The sequence below is a fragment of the Pseudomonas sp. FW305-28 genome (assembly GCF_017351395.1).
GTDB lineage: Bacteria > Pseudomonadota > Gammaproteobacteria > Pseudomonadales > Pseudomonadaceae > Aquipseudomonas > Aquipseudomonas fluorescens_AA.
Genome location: NZ_JACNDD010000095.1, coordinates 1 through 25,760, shown reverse-complemented (window position 1 = coordinate 25,760; position 25,760 = coordinate 1). Strand labels below are relative to the sequence as shown.

The following is a 25,760-nucleotide window of genomic DNA, read 5'->3' as shown; positions in this document are numbered from 1 at the left end:
CCCTACAAAATAAAACAATTTCCTTATATTTCAGCCAGTTACACACCTGGCACAAAACTCGCTAAAGCCTCTCCCACAGCGTCACCACAACAATAACAATCCAGGAGACACACCATGAGTGTGATCATTGCCTTGGCAGCTCTCGCGCTGCTGATGGTTGCCGCCTACCGTGGCTACAGCGTTATCCTCTTTGCCCCCATCGCCGCCCTCGGTGCCGTCCTGCTCACCGACCCTTCCGCCGTCGCCCCCGCATTCACCGGGGTGTTCATGGAGAAAATGGTCGGCTTCATCAAACTGTATTTCCCGGTGTTCCTGCTCGGCGCGGTGTTCGGCAAGCTGATCGAGCTGTCGGGGTTCTCCCGCTCCATCGTCGCCGCGGCGATTCGCTTGCTGGGGACGCGCCAGGCCATGCTGGTGATCGTGCTGGTCTGCGCCCTGCTGACCTATGGCGGCGTGTCGCTGTTTGTGGTGGTGTTCGCGGTGTACCCGTTCGCCGCCGAGATGTTCCGCCAGAGCAATATCCCCAAGCGTCTGATCCCGGCCACCATCGCCCTCGGCGCATTCTCCTTCACCATGGACGCCCTGCCCGGCACGCCGCAGATCCAGAACATCATCCCCAGCACGTTCTTCAACACCACCGCCTGGGCCGCACCGTGGCTGGGGGTGATCGGTACGATCTTCGTGTTCAGCCTCGGCATGCTGTTTTTGCAACGCCAGCGCAACAAGGCCCAGCGTGCGGGCGAAAGCTACGGCACCGAGCTGCGCAACGAGCCGGAAACCGCCGAAGACATCAAGCTGCCGAACCCGTGGATCGCCGTTTCGCCACTGCTGGCGGTGGGCATCATGAACCTGCTGTTTACCCAGTGGATCCCACAGTGGTACGGCAAGACCCACAGCCTGGCGCTGCCGGGCATGGCCACACCGGTGACCAGCGACATCGCCAAGCTCACCGCGATCTGGGCAGTGCAGGCGGCGTTGCTGGTGGGCATCATCATGGTCTTGCTGTTCGGCTTCCGGGCCATTCGCAGCAAACTGGCCGAAGGCAGCAAGAGTGCCGTGGGCGGTGCGTTACTGGCGGCGATGAACACCGCTTCGGAATACGGCTTCGGCGCGGTCATCGCCTCCTTGCCGGGCTTCCTGGTGCTGGCCGACTGGCTCAAGAACATTCCCAACCCGCTGGTCAACGAAGCGGTGACGGTCACGCTGCTGGCGGGCATCACCGGCTCCGCCTCGGGCGGCATGAGCATCGCCTTGGCGGCGATGTCTGAAAGTTTTATCAGCGCCGCCCACGCCGCCAACATCCCCTTGGAAGTGCTGCACCGGGTGGCCGCCATGGCCAGCGGCGGCATGGACACCCTGCCCCACAATGGCGCGGTGATTACCCTGCTGGCGGTGACCGGGCTGACCCACCGCGAAGCCTACAAAGACATTTTCTGCATTACGCTGATCAAGACCCTCGCGGTGTTCTTCGTGATCGCTGTGTTCTACGCCACTGGCATTGTGTGAGGTTCCCATGACAACTGCTCTTTCGGGCAAGACCGCCCTGGTCACCGGTTCTACCAGCGGCATCGGCCTGGGCATCGCCCTGAGCCTGGCCAAGGCCGGCGCCAACCTGATCCTCAACGGCTTCGGCGATGCCTCGGCGGTGATCGCCGAGGTCAAACAATTCGGCGGTAAGGTCGGTCATCATCCGGCCGATGTCAGCGACCCGGCGCAGATCGCCGACATGCTCGCCTACGCCGAGCGCGAGTTCGGCGGCGTGGACATCCTGGTGAACAACGCCGGGATCCAGCACGTGGCCGCCGTGGAGGACTTCCCGGTGGAACGCTGGGACTCGATCATTGCCATCAACCTGTCCTCGGTGTTCCACGCCACGCGCTTGAGCCTGCCGGGCATGCGGGCCAAGGGCTGGGGCCGGATCGTCAACATCGCCTCGGTGCATGGCCAGGTCGGCTCGGTGGGCAAGGCGGCGTATGTCGCGGCCAAGCATGGGGTGATCGGCCTGACCAAGGTGGTCGGCCTGGAGACCGCCACCAGCAACGTGACCTGCAACGCCATCTGCCCGGGCTGGGTGCTGACACCGCTGGTGCAAAAACAGATCGACGACCGCATTGCCGCCGGCGTTGACCCGCAACAGGCGCAGCATGATCTGCTGGCCGAGAAACAACCGTCCCTGGAATTCGTCACCCCGCCGCAACTGGGGGAACTGGTGCTGTTCCTGTGCAGCGAAGCCGGCAGCCAGGTGCGCGGCGCGGCGTGGAATATCGATGGTGGGTGGTTGGCCCAGTAAGGTCCTGCGACTCCTTGTGGCGAGGGGATTTATCCTCGTTCTGTGGGAGCAAGGCTTGCCCGCGATGAACGAAAACGCGGTTTAGCTGTTAAACCGCGGTGCGGCCATCGCGGGCAAGCCTTGCTCCCACAGAGAGGGGATAAATCCCCTCGCCACAGGATTGGGTCGCTCTATAGTGTGTACATAAGAAAACAAGAGGCCCCCCATGTCCGACCTCCTCTGGCAACCCAGCCCCGAACGCATCGCCCAGTCGCGCATGAACGCCTTTCGCCAGTTCGTCAACGCGCGGCATCACCTGCAACTGAACGACTACCCCGCCCTGCACGCCTGGAGCATCGACCAGCGCGAAGCCTTCTGGCAGGCCATCGTCGACTTCTTCGAGATCCGCTTTCACCACGCTCCCGACGCGGTACTGGTGGAAGGTGCGCAAATGCCCAGCGCCCAGTGGTTCCCTGGCGCCACGCTGAACTTCGCCGAACACCTGCTGCGCCGCCGCGATGACGCCGTCGCGGTGGTGGCACTGGGCGAAAACGGCGGCCAGGAACAACTGACCTGGGCCGAACTCGCCGCCCATGTCGCCGGCCTGCAGAAAAGCCTGCAAGCCGCTGGCGTCACCCGGGGCGACCGGGTCGCCGCCTGCATGCCCAACACCTGGCAGACGTTGGTGGGCATGCTCGCCAGCACCAGCCTGGGCGCCATCTGGTCGTGCTCGTCACCGGACTTCGGCACCCAGGGCGTCATCGACCGGTTCGGCCAGATCGAGCCCAAGGTGCTGATCACCTGCGCCGGTTATCGCTACGCCGGCAAGGTCATCGACCAGCGGGCCAAGGTCAATGAAATCCTCGAACGGCTGCCGTCGCTGCAACAACTGATCGTGTTGCCTTATGCCCAGCCTGACGCCCGCCTCGAGGACTTCAAGACCCCGGCCGCGATCGCGTTGTGGAACGACTTTTATCAACGCGGTGGCGAACCGGCATTCGTCAGCGTTCCGTTCGACCACCCGCTGTACATCCTGTACTCCAGCGGCACCACCGGCGTGCCGAAGTGCATCGTCCACGGCACCGGTGGCGTGTTGCTGCAACACGTCAAGGAACATGGCCTGCACGTCGACCTCGGCCCCGAGGATCGGCTGTTCTACTACACGACCTGCGGCTGGATGATGTGGAACTGGCTGGTATCGGCCCTCGCCGTGGGTAGCGCGGTGGTGCTCTACGATGGCTCGCCGTTCCACCCCGGCCCCGAGCGCTTGCTGGACCTGATCGATCAGCAGCGCATCAGCGTCTTCGGCACCAGCCCCAAATTCCTCGCCGCCCTGGAAAGCGAAGGCCTCAAGCCCCGGCAGACGCACCGCTTGGACAGCCTGAAAACCCTCCTGTCCACCGGTTCGGCGCTGGCCCCCCATAGCTACGACTACGTGTACCGGGACGTCAAACCCGACGTCTGCCTCGCCTCGATGTCCGGCGGCACCGACATCGTCTCCTGCTTCGTCAACGGCAACCCACTGTCCCCGGTGCGCCGGGGCGAAATGCAGGGCAAGAGCCTGGGCATGGCCGTGCAGGTCTGGAACGAGGCCGGCAACCCGGTCATCGGGGAAAAAGGCGAGCTGGTGTGCACTCGGCATTTCCCGGCGATGCCCATTGGTTTATGGAACGACCCTCGGCAGGAAAAACTCCGCGCGTCCTACTTCGCCCAGTTCCCCGGGGTGTGGGCCCAAGGCGACTACGCCGAGGAACTGCCCCACGGTGGCCTGTTGATCCATGGGCGCTCCGACGCCGTGCTCAACCCTGGCGGCGTGCGCATCGGCACGGCAGAGATCTATCGGCAGGTGGAAAAGGTCGAGCAGGTGCTGGACAGCATTGCCATCGGCCAGCAATGGCAGGGCGATGTCCGGGTGGTGCTGTTCGTGCGCCTGCGCGATGGCGTGACGCTGGATCAAGCCCTGGAACAACGGATTCGCCAGGTCATCCGGACCCACACCACACCACGGCATGTGCCGGCGAAGATCCTCGCGGTCAGTGATATTCCGCGGACCATCAGCGGCAAGGTGGTGGAGTTGGCGGTGCGCAACGTGGTGCATGGCGAGGTGGTGAAGAACACCGATGCCTTGGCCAACCCCGAGGCGTTGGAGCAGTTTAGGGACCGGCCGGAGCTTGCGAGCTGACCGTGAGGGCCTCATCGCGAGCAAGCTCGCTCCCACAGTGGATCTCCGGTGACTGGCAGACCCCATGTGGGAACGAGTTCGCTCGCGATGAACGATAACCCGATCAATCCATAAGCCCCCACTCACCCGCTGCCGGATCGGCCGGTGGCGCCACCGCCCCCGACTCGGTATGCAGCTTCAAACGCAACCGCAGGTTGTTCGCCGAATCGGCATTTTTCAGCGCCTCCTCCTCGTCGATGGCGCCTTCGACCACCAGGTTGAACAAGGCCTGGTCAAAGGTTTGCATGCCCAGTTCCTCTGACTTTTCCATGATGCCCTTGAGCTCGCCAAGCTCGTTGCGCCGGATCAGGTCGGCCACCGTGGGCGAACCCAACATGACTTCCACCGCCGCCCGCCGCTGGCCGGTGCGGGTACGCACCAGGCGTTGGGAAACGAACGCCTTGAGGTTGTTGCCCAGGTCGTTCAACAACTGCGGCCGGCGCTCTTCCGGAAAGAAATTGATCACCCGGTCCAGGGCCTGGTTGGCGTTATGGGCATGCAAGGTGGAAATCACCAAGTGCCCGGTGTCGGCAAACGACAGGGCATGTTCCATGGTTTCCCGATCGCGGATTTCGCCGATCAGCACCACGTCCGGCGCCTGGCGCAAAGTGTTTTTCAGGGCCGCATGAAAACTGCGGGTGTCGACACCGACTTCCCGTTGGTTGATGATGGATTTCTTGTGCCGATGGATATACTCCACCGGGTCCTCGATGGTGATGATGTGGCCGCTGCTGTTGCGATTGCGGTAATCAATCAGCGCCGCCAGGGAAGTCGACTTGCCCGAACCTGTCGCGCCGACGAACAGCATCAACCCCTGTTTCTGCATGATGCTGTCCAACAGCACCCGGGGCAGTTTCAGGTCCTCGAAGCGCGGGATGTCCAGCTTGACGTTGCGGATCACCATGGACACGTCATTGCGCTGCTTGAAGACATTGACCCGGAACCGCCCGACGCCGGCCAGGGAGATTGCCAGGTTCATTTCCAGTTCCCGATCGAACTCAAGGCGCTGTTCGGCGTCCATCAAAGACTCGGCGAGCCGGGCAATGTCGCCGACCTTGAAGGCCTCGTTACCCAAGGGCTTGAGCACGCCCTCGAAACGCGCGCACGGCGGTGCCCCCGTAGACATGTAAAGATCGGAACCATTCTGGCTCGCCAGGATTCGCAACAACGGATCGATTTCCATGGATTGAAACTTCCGCGAGACATCAATGAAACAAGTTGAGCCGAACATGAAACCCTTCAGACCCGCCCGCACTTACTTTCCTCAAAGGATAGTAGACGCCGTGGTACAGACACGACAGCCAGGGATCGCGTGATGAACGCGACACCCGCCGGCAATGATGCCCAGCGCCTGGTCAGCCAGGTGGACTGGGCCCAGACCCCATTGGGCACTGAACGAAATTGGCCCCAGAGCCTGTGCACCGCCGTGGACATCGTGCTCCATTCGCCGATGCCGATGGCCTTGCTGTGGGGCGCGCAGCTGACCCATCTCTACAACGACGCCTTCGGCCGACTGAGCGGTGACAAGCACCCCCGGGCGTTCGGCCAGCCGACCCATGCAGCATGGCCCGAACTCAAAGGGGCAACCCAAGGGATTTACCACCGCGTGTTGCAAGGCCAGACGCACACCTGCCGCGACCAGCACTGGCGCGTGCCCTTCGCCGGTCGCCTCTGCGATGTCTGGCTGGACCTGACCTACAGCCCGGTGCATGACGAAAGCGGCAGCGTCGCCGGCATCCTGGTCACCGCCATCGAGACCAGCGAACGCCGCCGCCTGGCCATGGAATTCGAACGGCGCTCCGAGGCCAGCCTCAAGGCCCAGCACGAAAGCGAAGAGCGCCTGCAACTGGCCCTGGCCGCCGCCGACGCGCTGGGCACCTGGGATTGGGACATCAGCGAAGACCGCTTCATTGCCGACGCCCATTTCGCCCTGCTGCATGGCGTCGACCCGAACCTGTCGCGCCAGCTGCCCATCAGCGCCTACCTCGAAGGCGTGCATCCCGAGGACCGGGCGATGGTTGCCCGCAGCATCAAGCACTGCATTACCCATGGCACCGAATACGCCGAAGAGTACCGGCTGTTGCAGCCCAACGATGAATTACTCTGGGTGTACGTGCGCGGCCGTTGCTACAAGGACCGCCACGGCCGACCCAAGCGTTTTCTGGGCGCGGCCCTGGACCTGACCGAACGCAAGCGCACCGAGCAAGCCCTGCGCCAGAGCCAGACCGAGCTGCAGTTGATCATCAACGCTATGCCGATCCTCATCAGCTACGCGGACCGCGAAGAGCGCTTCCGGCTGAACAACAGCGCCTACCTGGACTGGTACGGCCTGACCCCGCAAGAGCTCTACGGCAAGACCATCCGCGAAGTGCTCGGCGAAGAGGCCTATGCCGCCCGCGCCCAACAGATCGCCGATGCCCTGGCCGGCAAACCGTGCAGCTTCACCTTGCAGATGGACCATCGCGACGGTCGCCCGCGCCATGCACTGATCAACTACTTGCCTCGCCACGGGACGGACGGGGCGGTGAACGGTTTCTACATCTTCGTGATCGACGAGACCGAGAGCCGGAAAACCGAGGAAGCCCTGCGCAACCTCAACGAAACACTGGAGGAACGGGTCATCGCCCGGACCCGGCAACTGGCCGAAGCCAACCATCGCCTGCAAAGCGAGATGTTCGAACGCGAGCGCGCCGAAGAAGCCCTGCGCCATGCGCAGAAAATGGAGGCCGTGGGCCAACTCACCGGCGGCATTGCCCATGACTTCAACAACATGCTCACCGGCATCCTCGGCAGCCTCGACCTGATGCAACGCTACATCGCCGCCGGCCGCACCGCCGAGATCGGGCGCTTCACCGAAGCGGCGGTGTCCTCGGCCAACCGCGCCGCGGCCCTGACCCATCGGCTGCTGGCGTTTTCCCGCCGCCAGTCCCTGGACCGCAAGCCGCTGGACGCCAACGAGCTGGTGCGTTCGCTCGAAGACCTGCTGAGCCGGACCACCGGCGATCACATCGTGCTGCGGCTGCAACTGACCCCCGAGCTGTGGCCGGTCAGCACCGATGCCAGCCAGTTGGAAAACGCCCTGCTCAACCTGGTGATCAACGCCCGGGATGCCATGCCCGACGGCGGCGAATTGATCGTCGAAACCGCCAACGTCTATCTGGACGGCACTGACATCAATACCCTCGAACCGGTCAAGGTCGGCGACTACGTGATGATCGCGGTCAGCGACAACGGCAGCGGCATGACCCCCGCCGTGCTGGCCAAGGCCTTCGACCCGTTCTTCACCACCAAGCCCATCGGCCAGGGCACCGGCCTGGGCTTGTCGATGATCTACGGGTTTGCCCAACAGTCGGGTGGACACCTCAACCTGGACAGCGTGCCGGGCCAGGGCACACGGGTGCAGTTGTACCTGCCACGCTTGCACGTTGCGCCGGCCCAACAACCCGCCACGGCGGAGACGGTCGACGTACCACCGGCCATCGCCGGGGAAACCGTGTTGCTGGTGGAAGATGAACCGGCGGTGCGCATGCTGGTGCTCGACCTGTTGAAGACCTTGGGCTACACCGCCCTGGAGGCCCAGGACGCCATGACGGCCCTGCCCCTGCTGGAAACGGAGCAGCGCATCGACCTGCTGGTGACCGACGTCGGGTTGCCGGGCATGAATGGCCGGCAACTGGCGGAAATCGCCCGTCAGCACCGCCCGGGGCTGAAAGTGCTGTTCATGACCGGTTACGCGCAGAAAGCCGCCGAACGACAGGGGTTCCTCGACCAGGGCATGGACATGGTCGCCAAGCCCTTCACCCTCGATCTGCTGGCCAACAAGATTCGGACGATGATCAACCATGACAGCTGACTTGAGGCATAATCGCCGCCCCGTCGCACCGTTCAGGTCACCGCTGCAATGAAAGCCCAAGCCCGCCATATCCTGGTGAAAACCGCCGAAGAAGCCGAACAGCTCAAGCAACGCATCGCCAAGGGCGAAGCCTTCGATGTGCTGGCCAAGAAATACTCCACCTGCCCCTCGGGCAAACGCGGCGGCGACCTGGGCGAAGTGCGGCCGGGGCAGATGGTCGGTGCGATCGATGCGGTGATCTTCAAGAAGCCTTTGCGGGTGGTACATGGGCCGATCAAGAGCAAGTTCGGCTATCACCTGGTGCAGGTGTTCTACCGGGATTGAAACCGAGCCTGTGGGAGCGAGCTTGCTCGCGATGGCGACGACACAGTCAACATTTCTGCAAGCTGACCCAGCGCTATCGCGAGCAAGCTCGCTCCCACAGGTTTTGTGCCCACTTATTATTTTGGCATCAACGCCCCCGGCACCTGGATCACCCGGCTCGCCAACAGATGCCCCGACTCGGCCGCCTCCGCCGGAGTACCCCCCAGCAAGCGGCTCGCCAGGTACGCGGCACTGAATGAATCCCCCGCCGCCGTGGTGTCCACCACACGCTCGACCCGTTGGGCGGGAATCTCATAAGACTCGCCATCGCAACGAATCAGGCAGGCCTCGGCACCGCGCTTGAGCACCACCTCGGGCGTGCCGAGCTGCCCATAGGCGGCGAATACCGCGTCAGTGTCCGCATATCCGAACAGTGCCTGCTCGTCTTCCACCGTCAACAGCGCCAATTCCACGTAAGGCAGGACGCTGCGATACGCCGCCCGCGCCGCCTCGATCGAGGCCCAGAGTCTTGGCCGGTAATTATTGTCGAACACCACCTGGGCCCCGCGTCGACGGGCTTCGACCAGGGTTTCGATGAGCCTGGCGCGCCCCTGCTCACCGAGCACCGCCAGGGTCACGCCGCTGAAATACAGCACATCGTAATCCGGCAATGCCGCCAGGATCGGCGCGGCGGCCGGGGTGGTAAAACACTCGCGCACCGCCGCCTCGTTGCGCCAGTAGAGGAATCGCCGCTCCCCCGCCGCATCGGTCTGGATGCAATACAGACCCGGCAGGCGTCCGGGCAAGCGCTGGACCCGTTGCAGACCGATGTTTTCTTCGGCCCAGCACTCACACATGGCATCGCTGAAACTGTCGTCGCCCAAGGCGGTGACGTAATCCACCGCGCCCCTGTCGCCCAAGGCGCGGGACAGGTACACCGCAGTGTTCAGGGTATCGCCGCCGAAGCTTTGCAGCAGGCTGCCGTCGGCGCGTTGTTGCAGTTCGATCATGCATTCGCCGATCAGGGCGATGCGGGGTTTGGGGTGGTTCATGGGGGATCCTGATGGTTCGGTGGTGTCTGGCAGGCCGCCATCGCGAGCAAGCTCGCTCCCACAGTGGATTGCTGTGAATACAAACTCTGTGATCGTCTCGATCCCCCTGTGGGAGCGAGCTTGCTCGCGATAGCCGCGACTCGATCTCAAGCCCTAGAAACACGTCTCCATGCTCTCGACCACCCGCAACTGCTCATCCACCAGGCACCCCACCCGCCACTTGTCGAACGTCAGGCACGGGTGTGAAGTACCAAACGCAATGATGTCGCCCACACGCAGCTCAACCCCGGCCGCCACATTCATGAACGCATGCTGGTCCATCACCGCCGTCACCTTGCAACCGCTGACATCGTCACCCGCTACCGAATCCGATCCGGGCGTGTAGCGCTTGAGCGGCACCGGTAATCCGGCGTCGTAGGCCACGTCGCGCTTGCCCAGGGCGATCACCGCGAAGCCCGGCTCCGGCAGCGATTGCACATGAGCCCAGACTTCCAGGGCCGGACGCAGGCCTTCGTGCAGGTCGCTGCGGCGCTCCAGCACGCAGCACTGGGCTTCCTTGTAGATGCCATGGTCATGGGCCACGTAACTGCCGGGACGCAGCACGCTGAGGAAACGCCCGTGGGCATTCTGGGCTTCGAAGGATTCGGCGATCAGGTCGTACCAGGCCGAACCCGAGGCGGTGATGATCGGCTTGTCGATGGCAAAGGCATCGTCGTCCTGCAACTGCACCGCCAGCCGTACCAACGATGCCGCGAATGCGCGGATGCCACTGATGGCGTGGTCGCCATGGATCACCCCTTCGTAGCCTTCGATACCGGTCAACGCCAGCGCCGGTTGACTGCGAATCGCCTCGGCCAGGGCCAACACCTCGGCCTCGGTCCGGCAGCCGCACCGACCACCGACCACGCCGTACTCGATCATCACGTTCAGCTTCATACCGCGCGAGGCGAAGAACGCCCCCAGGTCCGCGACGTTGTCCGGATGATCGACCATGCAATGGAATTCGAACGCCGGGTCGGCCAGCAGATCGGCGATCAGCGCCATGTTTGGCGTACCCACCAGTTGGTTGGCCATCAGCACTCGACGAACGCCGTGGGCGTAAGCGGCACGGGTCTGCACGGCGGTGGCGAGGGTCAGGCCCCAGGCACCGGCATCGAGCTGGCGTCGAAACAGCGCCGGGGTCATGCTGGTCTTGCCGTGGGGCGCCAGTTCGGCGCCACTGTCGGTGACGAACGCTTGCATCCAGCGAATGTTGTGCTCCAGCGCCGCGCGGTGCAGCACCAGCGCCGGCAGGCTGACGTCCTTGAGCAGATGAGCACCGACGGTGGCCGCACCCTTCTCTACGCCAGCATTGGGAATGACAGAAGACATGTTCGTACTCCTCGCACGCGGCCGCTCGCAGCCGCAGTTATCTATTCATTGATGCGCCGGGCCAGGTTGTTGGCGCTTTCGATCAGCACCCGGCGGTAGTCGGCGTAATTGTTCTTGGCGTCGGCCCGAGGGGCGACGATGCACAGGGTGGCGATGGCCACGCCGCCGGGGTCTTTGACCGGTGCGGCGAAGCAGTGGGTGAAGGTGTCGGCGACGCTGTCGAAAGAGAAGAACCCATCGAGGCCGGCCTGGCGGATTTCCCCGAGGAATTGCTCCAGGGGCAAGCGCTCGCCGTCCGGCAAAATGAAGTCGTCGGGGTCGATCAGGTCAACGATCTGTTGGTCGCTCAAATGCGCCAGCAGCAGGCGCCCGGACGCCGTCCACGGGATCGGCGCGTTTTCACCGATGTCCGATGAAATGCGGAAATGCCGCTCGCCTTCCTTCATCAGCGCGACGGTGTATTTACGCCCGTTGAGCAGGCACATCTGCGCCGTTTCGCGGGTCTGGCGCACGATCTCCTGCAAGGCCTGGTCAGCCTCGCGGCTCAGGTCGAAATGCCGCAGGTGCGCCTGCCCGAGGAAATACAACTGGCGCCCCAGGTAGACGTGACCGTCCTTGCCCACCGGCTCGAGGATGCGGCGCTCCAGCAGCGACGCCACCAGTTCATAGACCGTGGACTTGGGGCTGCCGATGCCGCTGGCGATATCGTTCGGGCGCAGCGGCTGGCCGATTTCCTTGAGGAAATCGAGGATATCGAACGCCCGATCCAGTCCCCGGGCCCGGCGTTTGATGGTGTCTTCGGTCATGTCTCTGGTTCCTGAATTCAATCGTAGGTGCATGTTTTTCATTGTGACGAAAATGCTTTTGTGGCGAGGGAGCTTGCTCCCGCTCGGCTGCGCAGCAGTCGCTTGTCACTTATCGGGCCTGCTTCGCAGGCCAGCGGGAGCAAGCTCCCTCGCCACGATAGGCGTGCTCATCAAGATGAATCAAACAGGCCTTGAAGGACAGTCCTACACCGAATCAGGCCTTTTTCTTGTAGGCCACACAATCGATCTCGACCTTGCAATCGACCATCATGCTCGCCTGCACGCAGGCCCTGGCCGGGGCGTGTTCAGGGCTGAAGTACTCGCCGAACACCTTGTTGAAACTCCAGAAATCCCGCGGGTCATCCAACCACACGCCGCAGCGCACCACGTCCTTGAGCTCATAACCGGCCTCTTCGAGAATGGCGACCAGGTTCTTCATGGTCTGGTGGGTCTGCTCGACGATCCCGCCGACAATGATCTCGCCGTTCACCGCCGGCACCTGGCCGGACACGTGCAGCCAGCCATCGGCCTCCACGGCGCGGGCGAATGGCCGTGGCTGACCGCCGCCTGCGGAGCTGCCGGTGCCGTAGCGCGTAATGCTCATGGGTGTTTCTCCTTACTGAATAAAATTAAAAACGGGTGTTCTTGAGGAATTCCGCCAACCGCGGCGATTGCGGCCGCTCGAACAGTTCCTTCGGTGGACCCTGCTCTTCGATGCGCCCTTGGTTCATGAACACGATCTTGTCGGAGACCTCGAAGGCAAAGCGCATTTCGTGGGTCACCAGCAGCATGGTCATGCCGTCCTCGGCCAGGCCCTTGATCACGTTCAGCACCTCGCCGACCAGCTCCGGGTCCAGGGCCGAAGTCACTTCGTCGAACAGCATCAGGCTGGGGTTCATGGCAATCGCCCGGGCAATCGCCACGCGCTGCTGCTGGCCACCGGACAACTGGCCGGGAAAGTGATCGCGCCGCTCCAGCAGGCCGACCCGCTCCAGCCATTTCTCGGCCAGGGCCACCGCTTCGTCCTTGAGCAGTTTTTTCACCTTGAGCAGACCCAGGGTGACGTTTTGCAACGCGGTCAGGTGCGGGAACAGGTTGAATTGCTGGAAGGCCATACCGGTCATGGCCCGGTGCCGGGCGATGACCTTCTCGGGGTGGCGCACACGCTTGCCGTCGATGTCGTCATAGCCAATGGACTCGCCGTCGAGCACAATCTGCCCGCCCTGGAATTCTTCGAGCATGTTGACGCAGCGCAGCAGCGTGGTCTTGCCCGAACCACTGGAACCGATCAGCGTGACCACGTTGCCGCGCTGCATGCTCAGGTCCACGCCCTTGAGCACTTCCAGCGGGCCGTATTGTTTGCGCAGGCCGCGAATGTCCAGCAACGGCTGGGTGTTGGATAGCTCCGTATTGGAGAGATTCGAAACGTCAGTCACGGCAAGGCCACCCGCTTTTCAATGTGCCGCCCGAGCAATTCGATGGCGTAATTGATGATGAAAAAGAGAAACCCGGCGAACAGGTAAAACTCCAGGGTCATGAAGGTCCGGGCGATGATCTGCTGGGTGCTGAGCAGCAGTTCGGCGACGCCGATCACCGACAACAGGGTCGAGGCCTTGACGATCTCGGTAGAGGAATTGACCCAGGTTGGCAGGATCTGCCGCAACGCCTGGGGCAACAGCACATAGCCCAGCGACTGGTAGAACGTCAGGCCGATGGCCTGGCTCGCTTCCATCTGCCCACGGGGCAGCGCCTGCAAGGCACCGCGCACGATCTCGGCCACATGGGAGCCGCAGAACAGCGTCAGGCCCAGCACGCCGGCCTGGAATGCGCCGATCTGCCAGCCCAGGGCCGGGGCCATGTAGAAGCAGGCCAGCACCAGCACGAACACCGGCGTGCCGCGGATCAGGTCGACGTAAAAGCGAAACGGCGCGCGCATCCAGGTCCGGCCATAGGTCAGCACCAGGCCGGCGACCAGGCCGATCAGCGTGCCCAACACAATCGCCAACAGCGAACACTGCACACTGGTCAGGAAACCGGCCCACAGGGTGTCCCGGGCGACCCACAACTCATGCAACCAACTGGGTGATTCGTACATGGGAGACTCCTAACGGCGGATCGCCAGGCGCTGCTCGAAATACCGCAGCACCATGGCAATGAGGTAACAGGCCGCGACATACAGGGCCGTGGTCACCAGCCAGGTTTCGATCACCCGGTAGCTCTCCACGTTGATCTTGCGGGCGTAATAGGTCAGCTCCGGCACGGCGATCGCCGCCGCCAGGGAGGTGTCCTTGAACAGCGAAATGAAGTTGTTCGACAAGGCCGGCAACACGTTGCGCAGCATCACCGGCACGGTGACGTAGGCCTTCACCTGCCACTCGCCCAGGCCGATGGCCAGCCCCGCTTCCCGCTGCCCCTTGTGAATGCTCAACAGCCCGCCACGGAACACTTCGGTCAGGTAGGCCCCGGCGTACAACGAGAGGGTGATGACGAACGACGGCAGCTTGTCCAGGCGGATGCCCAGGCTCGGCAAGGCGAAGTAGATCAACAGGATCAACACCAGGATCGGTGTATTGCGGATCACCGTGACATACACCGACGCCAGCACCCGCAGGACCCGATGTTTGCTGAGCAGCGCGAACGCCATGGCCAGGCCGATCACGCAACCGATGGCGATCGACACCAGCGCCAGGGAAAGCCCCAGGCCCAGTCCCGCCAGCAAGGTGTCGAAATCGCGCCAGACGGCGGCAAAGTTCAACTGATAATTCATGGTCGGCAGTACCTTCGACGAAGCGCCCGCAAGGGGCGCCCCGGGCTCACAGGGTCATTTGAATTCAACGGGGAAACCAATCGCCGGCGACGGCAACTCGACGCCGAACCACTGCTTGAACGACGCCGCGTAGGTAGGGAATTCCACGCCGGTCATGGCTTCATGCAAGGTGGTGTTGACGAAGTTCAGCCAGTCCTGGTCGCCGCGCTTGACCGCACAGGCGTAGGTTTGCGGGCTCCAGGCATAGGCCGGGCTGCGGTAGCGCCCGGGGTTCTGCACCATCAGGTACTTGACCGAGGATTGGTCGGTGGCGGCGGCATCGGCGCGTCCGGAGTTCACCGCCTGATACATCAGGTCGACGCTGTCGTACTGGTCGACCTTGGCCTTGGGCAGCGCCTGGTGCACCAATTCTTCGGCGTAGACGTTCTGCAGCACCGCCACGGTGACGTCATCGCCCGCGGCCTTGAGGTCTTCGATTTCCTTGTACTTGCTGTTGGCCGGCAGCAGCAGGCCCACGCCTTCGCGGTAGTACGGCAGGGTGAACGCCACTTGCTGGGCGCGACTGGCGGTGACGGTGATGAACTGGCAGCTCATGTCGACCTTGTCGGTCAGCAGGTTGGGAATCCGCGCATCGGACGACTGCACCACGAACTCGACCTTCTCCGGGTCATTGAACAGGCCCTTGGCAACCATGCGCGCAATATCGATATCAAAGCCCTGCAACTTGCCATCCGCTCCCTGGAAGTGCCACGGCGCATTGGTGCTGCCCGTGCCCACGATCAATTTCCCCCGCTGCAGCACGCTGTCCAGCTTGCTGTCGGCCGCCTGGGCGACACCCATGGCAGCCGTCGTGGCCGCGAAGAGAAAAACACACGCTTTGAACAAGGAAGGTCGGCGTTGCATGGCAAGCACTCCAGAATGAGTTTATTCCGCTATACCGGAACATGGTATGTAACAACGGAATAGACAGCAGAAAGTGTGCCACAGGCTTGGAGCGCATGGGTGAGAAAAATGGAAAGTGAATGAAATCAGGGGGATGGAAAAACCAAATGTCCAGGAACGCCCGTGGACCGCTGGCACGCTTGCTACCGTTGGCTACGGCGTCCGGGTACCAAGGCCCCAAATGGAGTGTTTGCGATCCGTTTCGCACCGAAACAGAGCCAGGCACCTGTCAACTCTGACAGTAGCGATGGCCGGCCTGGGTCCTTATCGTTCCTGTCACCGTCGAGGCACAAGGGAGCCGGCCATGAGTTCGCTCATTACTCACGTAGCGTCACAAAAGGACTACCGCCAGGCCCTCAGGACTTGGCGCCCGGTGGTCTTCTATTTCGGCCATCCACACTGTTACGCCTGCGGCTGGGCCGAACCGGTGTTCTGCAAGGTGGCCGAGGCATTTCAGGATCGAGCCATCATCTACAAATTGAGCACCCACGAATCGCCCCGGCATCCGGAAGTCAGCGGGACACCGACCGTGCTGTTCTATAAGGATGGGAAGTTGTGCCGCAAGCTCAAGGGCATCGGTGACCAACCCTCGCTGATGCGCAACTTTGCCGAACACATCGGCCGGACAAAACCTCGGCGCTCGCTTCACCCGACGCGCCATGACGTGAATTGGCTGCGGCAGCGGTTCCAGACTTTGTGCACTGCGGGTCGAGGACGAGCGCTGATGAGGATGCGGGCAACGTTTCGATAACAGTGGGAGCAAGCTCGCGATAGCGGTGGGTCAGCCAATGTCGATGCCCACCGACCTGACGCTATCGCGAGCAAGCTCGCTCCCACAATTGTTCGGCGGTGCGCCTGGTCTATTTGCGCTTGTAGCTCTTGCTGCTGCCAGGCGTTAGGCAATAGACCCCGCCCCGGGGGCCGACGCAGTAATTGCCACTGCCGCATTGGCAACCGTCGGCGGACTTGAGCAGCGACTGCGGGCGCGCCTCGTTCCGAAGCCCCAGCACAGCGGAACAGGACTTCTTCGAAGCACTGATGGAGCCGTCGTTGCAGAGGAAGGTATCGCCGTCACATCCGGCAATACCGCCCTTGCGCCCGGAACACGGTTGATTGGCAGCAAAGGTCGAAGTGCCCAGGGCCAACAACAGGATCGCGACACAGGTGCGAAGTAAAGCGGACGTTCCGTGATAGCGTTTCATGACAGCTTCCTGGCTGATAGATGGCCCTATGCTAGCACCTGATCATCTGCTGCGCCTAACGCCCGCAAAACCTCACCCTGGACAACATCCGCAAATCCCCCTCGCGGTAATAGTCATCACTCCAGCTGTCATCCACTGCCAGTGGCCTGACCTGCTTGAGGGCGAGTTTTTTCGCGAAGTAACGAAAGCGGTAATGCTCATAGAAACGCAGCAGTTCCAGCCCGTAGCGGTCGGCCAGGTCGGTATTGCCCTGAATGATCAGGTAGTTCTCGTCGTTGCCGCTGCTGGCGGCGGCACTGAGGTTGTGGCTGCCGCTGAGGATGGTCGGCGTGTCACTGGTGAAGTCGGTGACGATGGCTTTGGTGTGCACCAGTAGATTGCCCTTCTGGCCTTTCATGTTTTCCCGCAGCCAGCCTTCCAGACCGGTGTTGAGCAACGCGGTGGCGGCGAATTCGGCGGTGCGGTCGGCATGAAAACCGGTGATGCGACTCTTGGTGTTTTGCAGGCCATAGCGCAACACGTCGTCATTGGGCTGGCCGAGCAAGGCGTCGAGGATGCGGTCGGGCAACACAAAGGCGGTGACGAACAACAGGTCTTTTCGTGCCTCCTTGATGATGTCGACGAAGCGATCCAGGTCGCCCTCCCCGGTGCGTGGCGAGAACCCGGCGAACAACGCTTCTTGCGGGGCCATGGCATTGTTCAGGGTCAGCCACTGGCGAGTGGCATCGACGTCCTGGGGCGTTGCCCAGATTTGCTCGAATACCTGGGAATAGCTGCTGCTGATCCGCGGGTCGTCCAGTACATGCACGACGTTGGCCTGGCGGTAGACACCGTTGGCCGTGAAGTTGGTGCTGCCGCACAGCACGGCTTCAGGTTGCAATGAGCCGCTGGCCTCCACCTTGCTCAGCACCATGAACTTGTTATGGAAAATATTGTGGGTAATCCGCCCACGCTTGTTGGCCGCTGGCATGCTTTCGAGGCTGGCTTCGTTGCGCGCCGTGGTGTCGTCTCCCGGCTCGGCGTGATACAGCACCCGTACCTGGGCGCCGCGAGCGTGAGCGGCAGTCACCGCGTCGACGATCACCGGCAATTCGTATTCATAGATGGCGACGTCCAAGGCCCAGCGGGCATCCAGCGCCCGGTCGATGAAACCGGTCAAGCGACCCAGCAAGCCGTTTTCCAACCAGCGACGTGGTGCGTCGGGCCAGTCATCGATGGACAGGTGCTTGTTGGCATTGAGCAACGCGTCCACTTCGGGAAACTTGCGCTGGAACGCCTGGCTGGCGGCCACGGCACGGTTGAAGATGACCCGCTGGTCGACCGGCTGCCCGTCGTCGCTGGTGACGGTGACGGCCAGGGATTCGCCCAATTGCGGCGAATCGGGGCTGCCATAGGCCAGGTGCACGCGATAGTGGATCGTCACGCCGGGGTTGACGGCGTAGTCGGCCCAGCGAAATTTCTGCAGGGGCGCCTTGTCGCTGGGGGTGGCGTGGAACTGGGGAAAGGTGTGGGCCTTGTCGGGGAACGTCAGGCTGTTGAACAGGAACAGCCAGGGCTTGTCCCCCTGCTGTTTCTCGATGGCAAAACCCAGCAAGCCCTTGCGCCGGGGTTCGGCCAGGTCCATGGCGAGCAGCACGCCGTTGGTGCCGGCATAGGCCTTGACCCGAAAATCGTCCTGGGCGTTGGTGACGAGTACGCGCATGGTTCACTCCTGTGAGGGGCTGCTTGAGCATAGTGCAGCGATGCGGGTCAGGTGGGCAGGTCATGGGAACCGAGGGGATGCCATCGCGAGCAAGCTCGCTCCCACAGGGGGCCGGTGTTCATCATTCATGTGTTCACAAAACAGTGTGGGAGCGGGCTTGCTCGCGATGGGGCCCTGACAGTCACAGAACCTTTCAATCAGCCTCATCGATATGCCGATACTCAGCCCCCAACCGCCCCGCCAACTGCCGGGCCCGGCCCAGGCGAATCGGGCCTCTTTCGATGTCGATCAACAGGCACGGGCAATCCAGGGAGGGCAGTGACAGTCCCTCCTTGACACGCCCATCGGTCATCACCAACACCCGCTGCTGCTCCGCCGGATAACGCCTGCGCCGCGCCACCAGCCAGCGCCCGGCCTCGTTCAGCGCCGCCAGCAACGGCGTTCCGCCACCGGCGCCCAGGCCATCGAGCCAGTCGCGCAGGCCCGCCGAGGCCTTGAGCCCTTGCACCTGCCAGTTCGGCTGCGTGCCGCTGGCCGTCAACAGCGCCAGGCGGGCCCGCTGCCGATAAGCGTCGTCGAACAGTTGCGCCAACAAGCCTTTGCCGTCACTCAAGGCGCGATGACGACGGGTCGAGGCCGACGCATCGACGATGACCAGCCACAGCTCATGGGGCGCCCGATGCCGAGCGTGCCAGCGCAAGTCTGCATGCCGCTGTGGCCGGCCATTGAGCAACGTTCCCGGCCAGTTCACCGCACCGCTGGCCGCCGCTTTGCTGCGGCCCTGGCGTCCCTGCGCCAACGTTCCTGCACGGGGTCTGGCATTCGCCCCCGCCGTTGAACGAGGGCGAATGCCTAGGGCTTTTTTGGCCAGTTCGGCACATCGCGCCGGGCCCCGGTTGGCAACGCCCGGGCAGGCAGGTCGCCCCATTGGCCTTGGCCTTCATTGGGTTCAGTGGTTTTTTCCGCCCCCGTCCCGGTCGGCGCCTGGGACGGTGCCGAATGCCCGCGCCGTCGATGACGCAAGGCAAACTCGGCGACCGCATCGATGTCTTCATCGCTAATGGCATCCGCCCCACGCCAGGCGGCATGGGCCCGGGCCGCCCGCAGCCAGACCAGGTCGGCGCGCAAGCCATCGACCCCGGCGGCAAAACAGCGCTCGGTGATCTGCGCCAGCGTCGCATCATCCAAGGCGATCCCAGCCAAACGGTCGCGCGCCCGCTGGCAACGTTCGCGCAACTGCCGCTGGGCTGTCTCCCACTCCGCGCAGAAGACCGCCGGATCACTGTCGAAATCCAACCGCCGCCGGATGATCTGGCCGCGTTCAGCCGGTGCGGTGTGACCGTCGAGGGCGACGTTCAGGCCGAAACGGTCGAGCAACTGCGGGCGCAGCTCGCCCTCTTCCGGGTTCATGGTGCCGATCAGCACAAAGCGCGCCGGATGCCGATGGGAAATGCCGTCGCGCTCGATCAGGTTGGTGCCACTGGCGGCCACATCGAGCAGCAGGTCCACCAGGTGATCGGGCAGCAGGTTCACTTCATCGACATACAGCACGCCACCGTCGGCCTTGGCCAGCACGCCGGGAGAAAATTGCGCGCGCCCCTCTCCCAGGGCCACATCCAGATCGAGGGTGCCCACCAGCCGCTCTTCGGTGGCACCGAGGGGCAAGGTGACGAACTGACCGCTGGCCAGCAGGTCCGCCAGGCCCCGGGCCAAGGTGGACTTGGCCATGCCCCGTGGGCCCTCGATCAGCACACCGCCGATTTTCGGGTCGATCGCGGCCAGGCACAGGGCCAGTTTCAGGTCATCAGCGCCGACCACGGCGGAGAGCGGGAAATGGGGTTGGATCATGTCTAATTCTCAAGGGTGGTCGATAACGTCAATATGAACGGAGTACTTGTGGCGAGGGGATTTATCCCCGCTGGGCTGCGAAGCAGCCCCATGTAAGTCGACTCAATCTGCCTGATACACCGAGGTGTTGGAATTTAGGGTCGCTTCGCAACCCAGCGGGGATAAATCCCCTCGCCACAGGGACGGTCTCTGACCTGCTGATTATGCATTTCAGCCATCCTCCTCAATGTCCAACAACAAATTCTCCAGGGCTTCGCGATAGTCGCCCGGCGCCTGCCACATCCCCCGCTGCTGCGCTTCGAGCATGCGCTCGGTCATGTCCCGCAGGGCGTCGGGGTTGTGCTGGCGGACGAAATCCCGGGTGTCCGGATCGAGCAGGTAGGCATCGGCCAGCAAAGCGTACTGGTGATCGTCGATCAGCTGCGTGGTGGCGTCGAAGGCGAACAGGTTGTCCACCGTCGCGGCCAGTTCGAACGCGCCTTTATAGCCGTGGCGCTTGACCCCGTCGATCCACTTCGGATTGGCCGCGCGGGAACGGATGACGCGGTTGAGTTCTTCTTTCAGGGTACGGATCCTGGGCAGGTCCGGCTGACTGTGATCGCCGTGATAGCTGGCCGCGGCTTCCCCGCTGAGGGTCTCCACCGCTGCCAGCATGCCGCCATGGAACTGGTAGTAATCATTGGAATCGAGCAGGTCGTGCTCGCGGTTGTCCTGGTTCTGCAGCACCGCTTGCACCTGGCTCAGGCGTCGGGAGAACTGCTCCCGGGCCGCGGTGCCTTCATCGCTGCCGCCGTAAGCGTAGCCACCCCAGTTCAGGTACACCTCGGCCAAGTCTTCGCGGCTCTGCCACAAGCGACCGTCGATCGCACCCTGCACACCCGCGCCGTAGGCACCGGGCTTGGCACCGAAAATCCGCCAGCCGGCCTGGCGCGCCGCGTCTTGAGGCTCAAGGCCCGATGCCAGCAACGCTTCGCGCTCACCACGCACCTTGGCCGCCAAGGGGTTCAGGTCGTCCGGTTCATCGAGGGCGGCGACAGCCTGCACGGCGGCATCGAACAGGCGGATCAGGTTGGCGAAGGCGTCCCGGAAGAACCCGGACACCCGCAGCGTCACATCGACCCGCGGCCGGTCCAGCAGGCTCAGCGGCAGGATCTCGAAGTCATCGACTCGCTGGCTGCCGGTGGCCCACACCGGACGCACACCCATCAGCGCCATGGCCTGGGCAATATCATCACCGCCGGTGCGCATGGTGGCGGTGCCCCACACCGACAGGCCGAGCTGGCGCAGGTGATCGCCGTGGTCCTGCAAGTGCCGTTCAAGGATCAGGTTCGCCGACTGGAAACCGATGCGCCACGCCGTGGTGGTGGGCAGGTTGCGCACGTCCACCGAGAAGAAATTGCGCCCGGTGGGCAACACATCCAGGCGCCCGCGACTCGGCGCACCGCTGGGGCCGGCCGGCACGAAGCGCCCGCTCAAGGCATCGAGCAGGCCATGCATTTCCGCCGGACCGCAGGCGTCCAGGCGTGGCGCCACGACGGCTCGCAGGTTTTCAATGATGCCGCCCACCACCTCCCAACCCGGCGCGTCGAGCTGCTCAACCGCGCCGTCCAACGCCTGCTCGATCAACTGCGCGGCGAACAGCTCCAGGCGCTCGCGGGTATCGCCGGCGCTGCGCCAGGGCTCGGCGCTGATCCGGCGCAATGCCTCGGGACAATCGCCCATCCAGGGTTCGGCCAGGGCGCAATCCAGCGGATCGAAGCCCAGCCCGAACGCCTTCGCCAGCGCCCGCAGCAGGCTCGACTGCGCACCCTTGCCGTCGCCCCGGGGAATGCGCAGCAACGCCAGCAGGGTGTCGATGCGCAGTCGTCCGCTGGGCGATTCGCCAAAAATGTGCAGGCCGTCGCGGATCTGCGACTCCTTCAAGTCGCACAGGTACGTGTCCAGGCGTGGCAGCCAGATCGCGGCGTCAGCATCGCTGTCGAGGCCGGCATCCAGTTGCAGCTCGCGGTCGATGTGGGTCTCGCGCACCAGGTTGAGGATGTCCCGTTGCAGTTCCCGGGCGCGGCGCGGATCGAGCAATTGCGCCTCGTAGTATTCGTCCGCCAATAACTCCAGGTTACGCAGCGGTCCGTAGGTTTCGGCCCGGGTCAGCGGCGGCATCAAGTGGTCGATGATCACCGCCTGGGTGCGACGCTTGGCCTGGGCGCCCTCGCCCGGGTCGTTGACGATGAACGGGTAGATGTTCGGCAATGGCCCCAACAGCACGTCCGGCCAGCAATTTTCCGAGAGCCCGACACCTTTGCCCGGCAGCCATTCGAGGTTGCCGTGCTTGCCGACGTGGATCACCCCGTGGACGCCGTAGGTGTGGCGCAACCAGAAATAAAACGCCAGGTAACCGTGGGGCGGCACCAGGTCCGGGTCGTGGTACACCGCACTCGGGTCGACCTGATAACCACGCGCCGGCTGGATGCCGACGAAGGTCAGGCCCAAGCGCAGGCCGGCGACCATCAGGCGGCCATCGCGGAACATCGGGTCCTGCTCGGGCGAGCCCCAGCGCGCCAGCACCGCTTGGCGATTGGCCTCGGGCAGCGCGTCGAACATGGCCAGGTAGGCATCCAGGGCCAGGCTCTGGTGACACGGACGCAGGTCGAGGCTGTCCAGGTCGTTACTGACCCCGCCGAGCAATTGCTGGATCAACGCAGTGCCGCTCGCCGGCAGCTCGGCCAGCAGTGGATAGCCCTCGGCCTGCATGGCCCGCAGGATATTCAAGGCCGCCGCTGGCGTATCCAGGCCGACGCCATTGCCGATGCGTCCGTCCCGGGTCGGGTAGTTGGCGAGGATCAGCGCCACACGCTTCTGCCCATTGGGCAGGCGCGCCAGGGTGGTCCAACGTTGGGCCAGCTCGGCGACAAAATCCATGCGTTCGGGTACGGCGCGGTAGCAGACCACGTCGCTCTGGCTGCGCTCACTGCGCCAGGCCAGGTCCTTGAAACTGATGGGGCGGCTGATGATCCGCCCGTCCAGCTCCGGCAAGGCAATGTGCATCGCCAGATCCCGTGGCCCCAGGCCCTGCTCGCTGGCGCGCCAGCCCGGTTCGTTGTCCTGGGCGCAAATGGCCTGGATCACCGGGATATTGCGGCGAAATGGTCGCAAGTGCGGGGCTTCGGGGCTGGATTGAGCGAAGCCGGTGGTATTGAGGATCACCCCCGCTTCCACTTCATCCAACCAGTCCTCCACCCGCGCCAGGCAACCGGGCTCCTTGAGACTGGCCACGGCAATCGGCAACGGATTGAGCCCCGCCGCTTGCAGGCGCTGGCAAAACACGTCGATGAACGCGGTGTTCGCCGCTTGCAAGTGGGAACGATAAAACAGCACCGCCGCCACCGGTTGCCCAGCGTTCCACTCGGCTTGCCAATCGCCGAGGCTGGCGCTGTTTTTTTTCGGGTGATAGATCGCCGTGCGCGGCAGGGTCTGCGGCTCGGCCCACGGATAATCGCGGCCGAACCATTGACTGCCGAGGTTGTGAAACAGGTCCAGGGCATTGCCCAGGCCGCCCTGGCGCAAGAACTGCCAGAGCCGGTCGCGGTCCTCGACGGCCACGTTGCTCAGGTCACTGAGCTCCGGGTCCGGTCGATCATCCCCCGGCACCAGGATCAGCTTCACCCCGCGCCCGGCCAGGTCCATCAGGCGCTCGATGCCGTAGCGCCAATAGCCAATGCCGCCGTGCAGCGACAGCAGGATAACCTTGGCGTGGCGCAGCACGTCTTCGAAATACAGATCCACCGAGGCGTGGTTCTGCACCTGCATCGGGTTGGCGAGGCGAAACTCCGGATAATCGCCCGGCAATTGCTTCGCCGCTTCGGCCAGCAGCGCCAGGCTGGAGTCGCCGCTGCACAGGATCACCAGTTCGGCGGGGGTTTGCCCGAGGTCGGCAATGTTGTCATCCGACACGAAACCGCCGGGCTGGGTCCTGAGCAGGTGCATGGCTTAGGCGCTGAGGGCGGCGCGCAACTGCGCTTCAAGCAGCGCAGCGTCCAGCGCCTGGCCGATCAGCACCAGACGGGTGACCCGCGCTTCCTCGGCGCCCCACTGGCGGTCGAAATGTTTGTCGAAACGCGTGCCAACGCCCTGGATCAGCAGGCGCATCGGCTTGTTCGGGATCGCCGCGAAACCCTTGACCCGCAGCACACCGTGCTGGACCACCAGTTGCGTCAGCGCGTCCAGCAACAGGCTTTCGTCGGCCTGGGGCAGCTCGATGGAGATGGAATCGAAGGCGTCGTGATCGTGGTCGTCATCGTCGCCATCGTGGTGATGGTCGTGATGGCTGTGGCGGCCGTCGATGTGTTCTTCGGAACCGGCGCCCAGGCCGATCAACACGTCCAGCGGCAGGCGACCGCTGCTGGCTTCGATGACCTTGACCGCCGGCGGCAGCTCTTCGGCGACTTCCAGGCGAACCTTGGCCAGGTCTTCAGGGCTGATCAGGTCGGCTTTGTTGAGGATCACCAGGTCAGCGCTGGCCAGTTGGTCGGCGAACAGTTCGTGCAGCGGCGATTCGTGGTCCAGGTTCGGATCGAGTTTGCGCTGGGCATCGACCTGGTCGGGGAAGGCGGCGAAGGTGCCGGCGGCCACGGCCGGGCTGTCGACCACAGTGATCACCGCATCGACCGTGCAAGCGCTGCGGATTTCCGGCCATTGAAAGGCCTGGACCAGCGGCTTGGGCAAGGCCAGGCCGGAGGTTTCGATCAGGATATGGTCGAGGTCGCCGCGCCGGGCCACCAGTTCGCGCATCACCGGGAAGAATTCTTCCTGCACCGTGCAGCACAGGCAGCCGTTGGCCAGTTCGTAGACGCGGCCGTTGGCTTCTTCTTCGGTGCAACCGATGGCGCACTGCTTGAGGATCTCGCCGTCGATACCCAGCTCGCCAAACTCGTTGACGATCACGGCGATGCGCCGGCCTTGGGCGTTGTCGAGCATGTGCCGCAGCAAAGTGGTCTTACCCGAGCCGAGAAAGCCGGTGACGATGGTGACGGGGAGTTTGGCCAGTGTTTTCATCGGATGCCCTTTGGCAAGGTGGCGGGCAAACGGGACGACAACCGCGGGCACAGGTGTGCACGGAAGATTTCGCCACCGGATCACCCCGCCCGGTTGTAGTGAGAATCTGTCTCGAGGCAGGTCTCCTGGCTGACGGCGGGCCAGTCTTTCGACTGGCAATGGCTGCGCCTTCCCGTGCGCCTTTGGTAAAAGGGCATGCACAGTGGCCTTGCAGAAACCTCACCGTTCACAGTTGCGGGGGCAGCCGCGGCTTGGACCGCGTTCCCTTCTTAGCTTCGGCACAGGCCGAAGAACCTCGAAGGCGCAAGGCTACGCAGGGTGTGGGGGCGGGTCAATCTCCGCAAGTGAGTTCTGCGGTGTCTTTGCCGCCGC

Annotated in this window: 21 protein-coding genes and 1 riboswitch; of the genes, 6 read left to right on the top strand and 15 right to left on the bottom strand. The window is 63.6% G+C overall.

What is annotated here, in order from left to right:
- The first annotated feature begins 114 nt into the window (after positions 1-114).
- From J4E53_RS20755 to J4E53_RS20745, 3 genes are all read left to right on the top strand, one after another.
- Positions 115-1,506 (top strand): GntP family permease, encoded by a 1,392-nt coding sequence (locus J4E53_RS20755; protein ID WP_103309945.1) that lies wholly within the window; start codon positions 115-117, stop codon positions 1,504-1,506.
- Between the two features lie 7 nt (positions 1,507-1,513).
- Positions 1,514-2,290, top strand: a complete 777-nt coding sequence (locus J4E53_RS20750; protein WP_060738100.1) for a 3-hydroxybutyrate dehydrogenase — start codon at positions 1,514-1,516, stop codon at positions 2,288-2,290.
- Positions 2,291-2,495: 205 nt separating this feature from the next.
- The gene (locus J4E53_RS20745; protein ID WP_103309946.1) at positions 2,496-4,451 is read left to right on the top strand and encodes an acetoacetate--CoA ligase; all 1,956 of its coding nucleotides are present in this window, start codon (positions 2,496-2,498) and stop codon (positions 4,449-4,451) included.
- Between the two features lie 103 nt (positions 4,452-4,554).
- Here the strand turns inward: J4E53_RS20745 and J4E53_RS20740 are convergent, their stop codons facing one another.
- On the bottom strand, positions 4,555-5,673 hold the full coding sequence (locus J4E53_RS20740; protein WP_060738102.1) for a PilT/PilU family type 4a pilus ATPase: 1,119 nt from the start codon (positions 5,671-5,673) through the stop codon (positions 4,555-4,557).
- Positions 5,674-5,805: 132 nt separating this feature from the next.
- On the opposite strand from J4E53_RS20740, the gene J4E53_RS20735 reads away from it, so the two are divergent.
- Both J4E53_RS20735 and J4E53_RS20730 read left to right on the top strand, forming a co-directional pair.
- Entirely contained in the window at positions 5,806-8,343 is a 2,538-nt protein-coding gene (locus J4E53_RS20735) for a PAS domain-containing sensor histidine kinase (protein WP_103309948.1), read from the top strand.
- A gap of 48 nt (positions 8,344-8,391) precedes the next feature.
- Positions 8,392-8,667: a peptidylprolyl isomerase gene (locus tag J4E53_RS20730; RefSeq protein WP_019690952.1), complete on the top strand. Its 276-nt coding sequence runs from the start codon at positions 8,392-8,394 to the stop codon at positions 8,665-8,667.
- A 116-nt stretch (positions 8,668-8,783) separates the two neighbouring features.
- On the opposite strand, the gene J4E53_RS20725 is transcribed toward J4E53_RS20730, so the two are convergent.
- From J4E53_RS20725 to J4E53_RS20690, 8 genes are all read right to left on the bottom strand, one after another.
- Positions 8,784-9,698: a sugar kinase gene (locus J4E53_RS20725; RefSeq protein WP_103309949.1), complete on the bottom strand. Its 915-nt coding sequence runs from the start codon at positions 9,696-9,698 to the stop codon at positions 8,784-8,786.
- Positions 9,699-9,851: 153 nt separating this feature from the next.
- Entirely contained in the window at positions 9,852-11,069 is a 1,218-nt protein-coding gene (locus tag J4E53_RS20720) for an amino acid deaminase (RefSeq protein ID WP_103309951.1), read from the bottom strand.
- A 41-nt stretch (positions 11,070-11,110) separates the two neighbouring features.
- Complete coding sequence (locus tag J4E53_RS20715) at positions 11,111-11,875, bottom strand: IclR family transcriptional regulator (protein WP_060738106.1); 765 nt, start codon at positions 11,873-11,875, stop codon at positions 11,111-11,113.
- Between the two features lie 214 nt (positions 11,876-12,089).
- Entirely contained in the window at positions 12,090-12,479 is a 390-nt protein-coding gene (locus tag J4E53_RS20710) for a RidA family protein (RefSeq protein ID WP_060738107.1), read from the bottom strand.
- Between the two features lie 25 nt (positions 12,480-12,504).
- The gene (locus J4E53_RS20705) at positions 12,505-13,311 is read right to left on the bottom strand and encodes an amino acid ABC transporter ATP-binding protein (RefSeq protein WP_103309952.1); all 807 of its coding nucleotides are present in this window, start codon (positions 13,309-13,311) and stop codon (positions 12,505-12,507) included.
- Positions 13,308-13,970 (bottom strand): amino acid ABC transporter permease, encoded by a 663-nt coding sequence (locus tag J4E53_RS20700; protein ID WP_028236639.1) that lies wholly within the window; start codon positions 13,968-13,970, stop codon positions 13,308-13,310. Before J4E53_RS20700 ends, J4E53_RS20705 begins: the two co-directional genes overlap by 4 nt.
- Before the next feature lie 9 nt (positions 13,971-13,979).
- A complete protein-coding gene (locus J4E53_RS20695; RefSeq protein ID WP_018608019.1) occupies positions 13,980-14,642 on the bottom strand; it encodes an amino acid ABC transporter permease in 663 nt (220 codons plus the stop codon).
- A gap of 54 nt (positions 14,643-14,696) precedes the next feature.
- A complete protein-coding gene (locus tag J4E53_RS20690) occupies positions 14,697-15,545 on the bottom strand; it encodes a transporter substrate-binding domain-containing protein (protein WP_060738109.1) in 849 nt (282 codons plus the stop codon).
- Between the two features lie 343 nt (positions 15,546-15,888).
- On the opposite strand from J4E53_RS20690, the gene J4E53_RS20685 reads away from it, so the two are divergent.
- The gene (locus J4E53_RS20685) at positions 15,889-16,335 is read left to right on the top strand and encodes a thioredoxin family protein (protein ID WP_103309954.1); all 447 of its coding nucleotides are present in this window, start codon (positions 15,889-15,891) and stop codon (positions 16,333-16,335) included.
- Between the two features lie 109 nt (positions 16,336-16,444).
- Here J4E53_RS20685 and J4E53_RS20680 read toward each other — a convergent pair whose 3' ends face one another.
- The 6 genes from J4E53_RS20680 to cobW form a co-directional block, all read right to left on the bottom strand.
- On the bottom strand, positions 16,445-16,786 hold the full coding sequence (locus J4E53_RS20680; RefSeq protein ID WP_103309956.1) for a hypothetical protein: 342 nt from the start codon (positions 16,784-16,786) through the stop codon (positions 16,445-16,447).
- Between the two features lie 55 nt (positions 16,787-16,841).
- Positions 16,842-18,488, bottom strand: coding sequence for a phospholipase D-like domain-containing protein (locus J4E53_RS20675; protein WP_103309958.1), 1,647 nt, complete (start codon positions 18,486-18,488; stop codon positions 16,842-16,844).
- Between the two features lie 193 nt (positions 18,489-18,681).
- The gene (locus J4E53_RS20670; RefSeq protein WP_219734524.1) at positions 18,682-19,287 is read right to left on the bottom strand and encodes a VWA domain-containing protein; all 606 of its coding nucleotides are present in this window, start codon (positions 19,285-19,287) and stop codon (positions 18,682-18,684) included.
- A 53-nt stretch (positions 19,288-19,340) separates the two neighbouring features.
- The gene (locus J4E53_RS20665; protein WP_103309960.1) at positions 19,341-20,336 is read right to left on the bottom strand and encodes an ATP-binding protein; all 996 of its coding nucleotides are present in this window, start codon (positions 20,334-20,336) and stop codon (positions 19,341-19,343) included.
- A 210-nt stretch (positions 20,337-20,546) separates the two neighbouring features.
- Positions 20,547-24,320, bottom strand: coding sequence for a cobaltochelatase subunit CobN (gene cobN, locus J4E53_RS20660; protein WP_103309962.1), 3,774 nt, complete (start codon positions 24,318-24,320; stop codon positions 20,547-20,549).
- 3 nt (positions 24,321-24,323) lie between these two features.
- The gene (gene cobW / locus J4E53_RS20655; RefSeq protein ID WP_060738114.1) at positions 24,324-25,388 is read right to left on the bottom strand and encodes a cobalamin biosynthesis protein CobW; all 1,065 of its coding nucleotides are present in this window, start codon (positions 25,386-25,388) and stop codon (positions 24,324-24,326) included.
- 97 nt (positions 25,389-25,485) lie between these two features.
- A riboswitch (cobalamin riboswitch) is annotated at positions 25,486-25,701 on the bottom strand.
- Positions 25,702-25,760 lie beyond the last annotated feature (59 nt).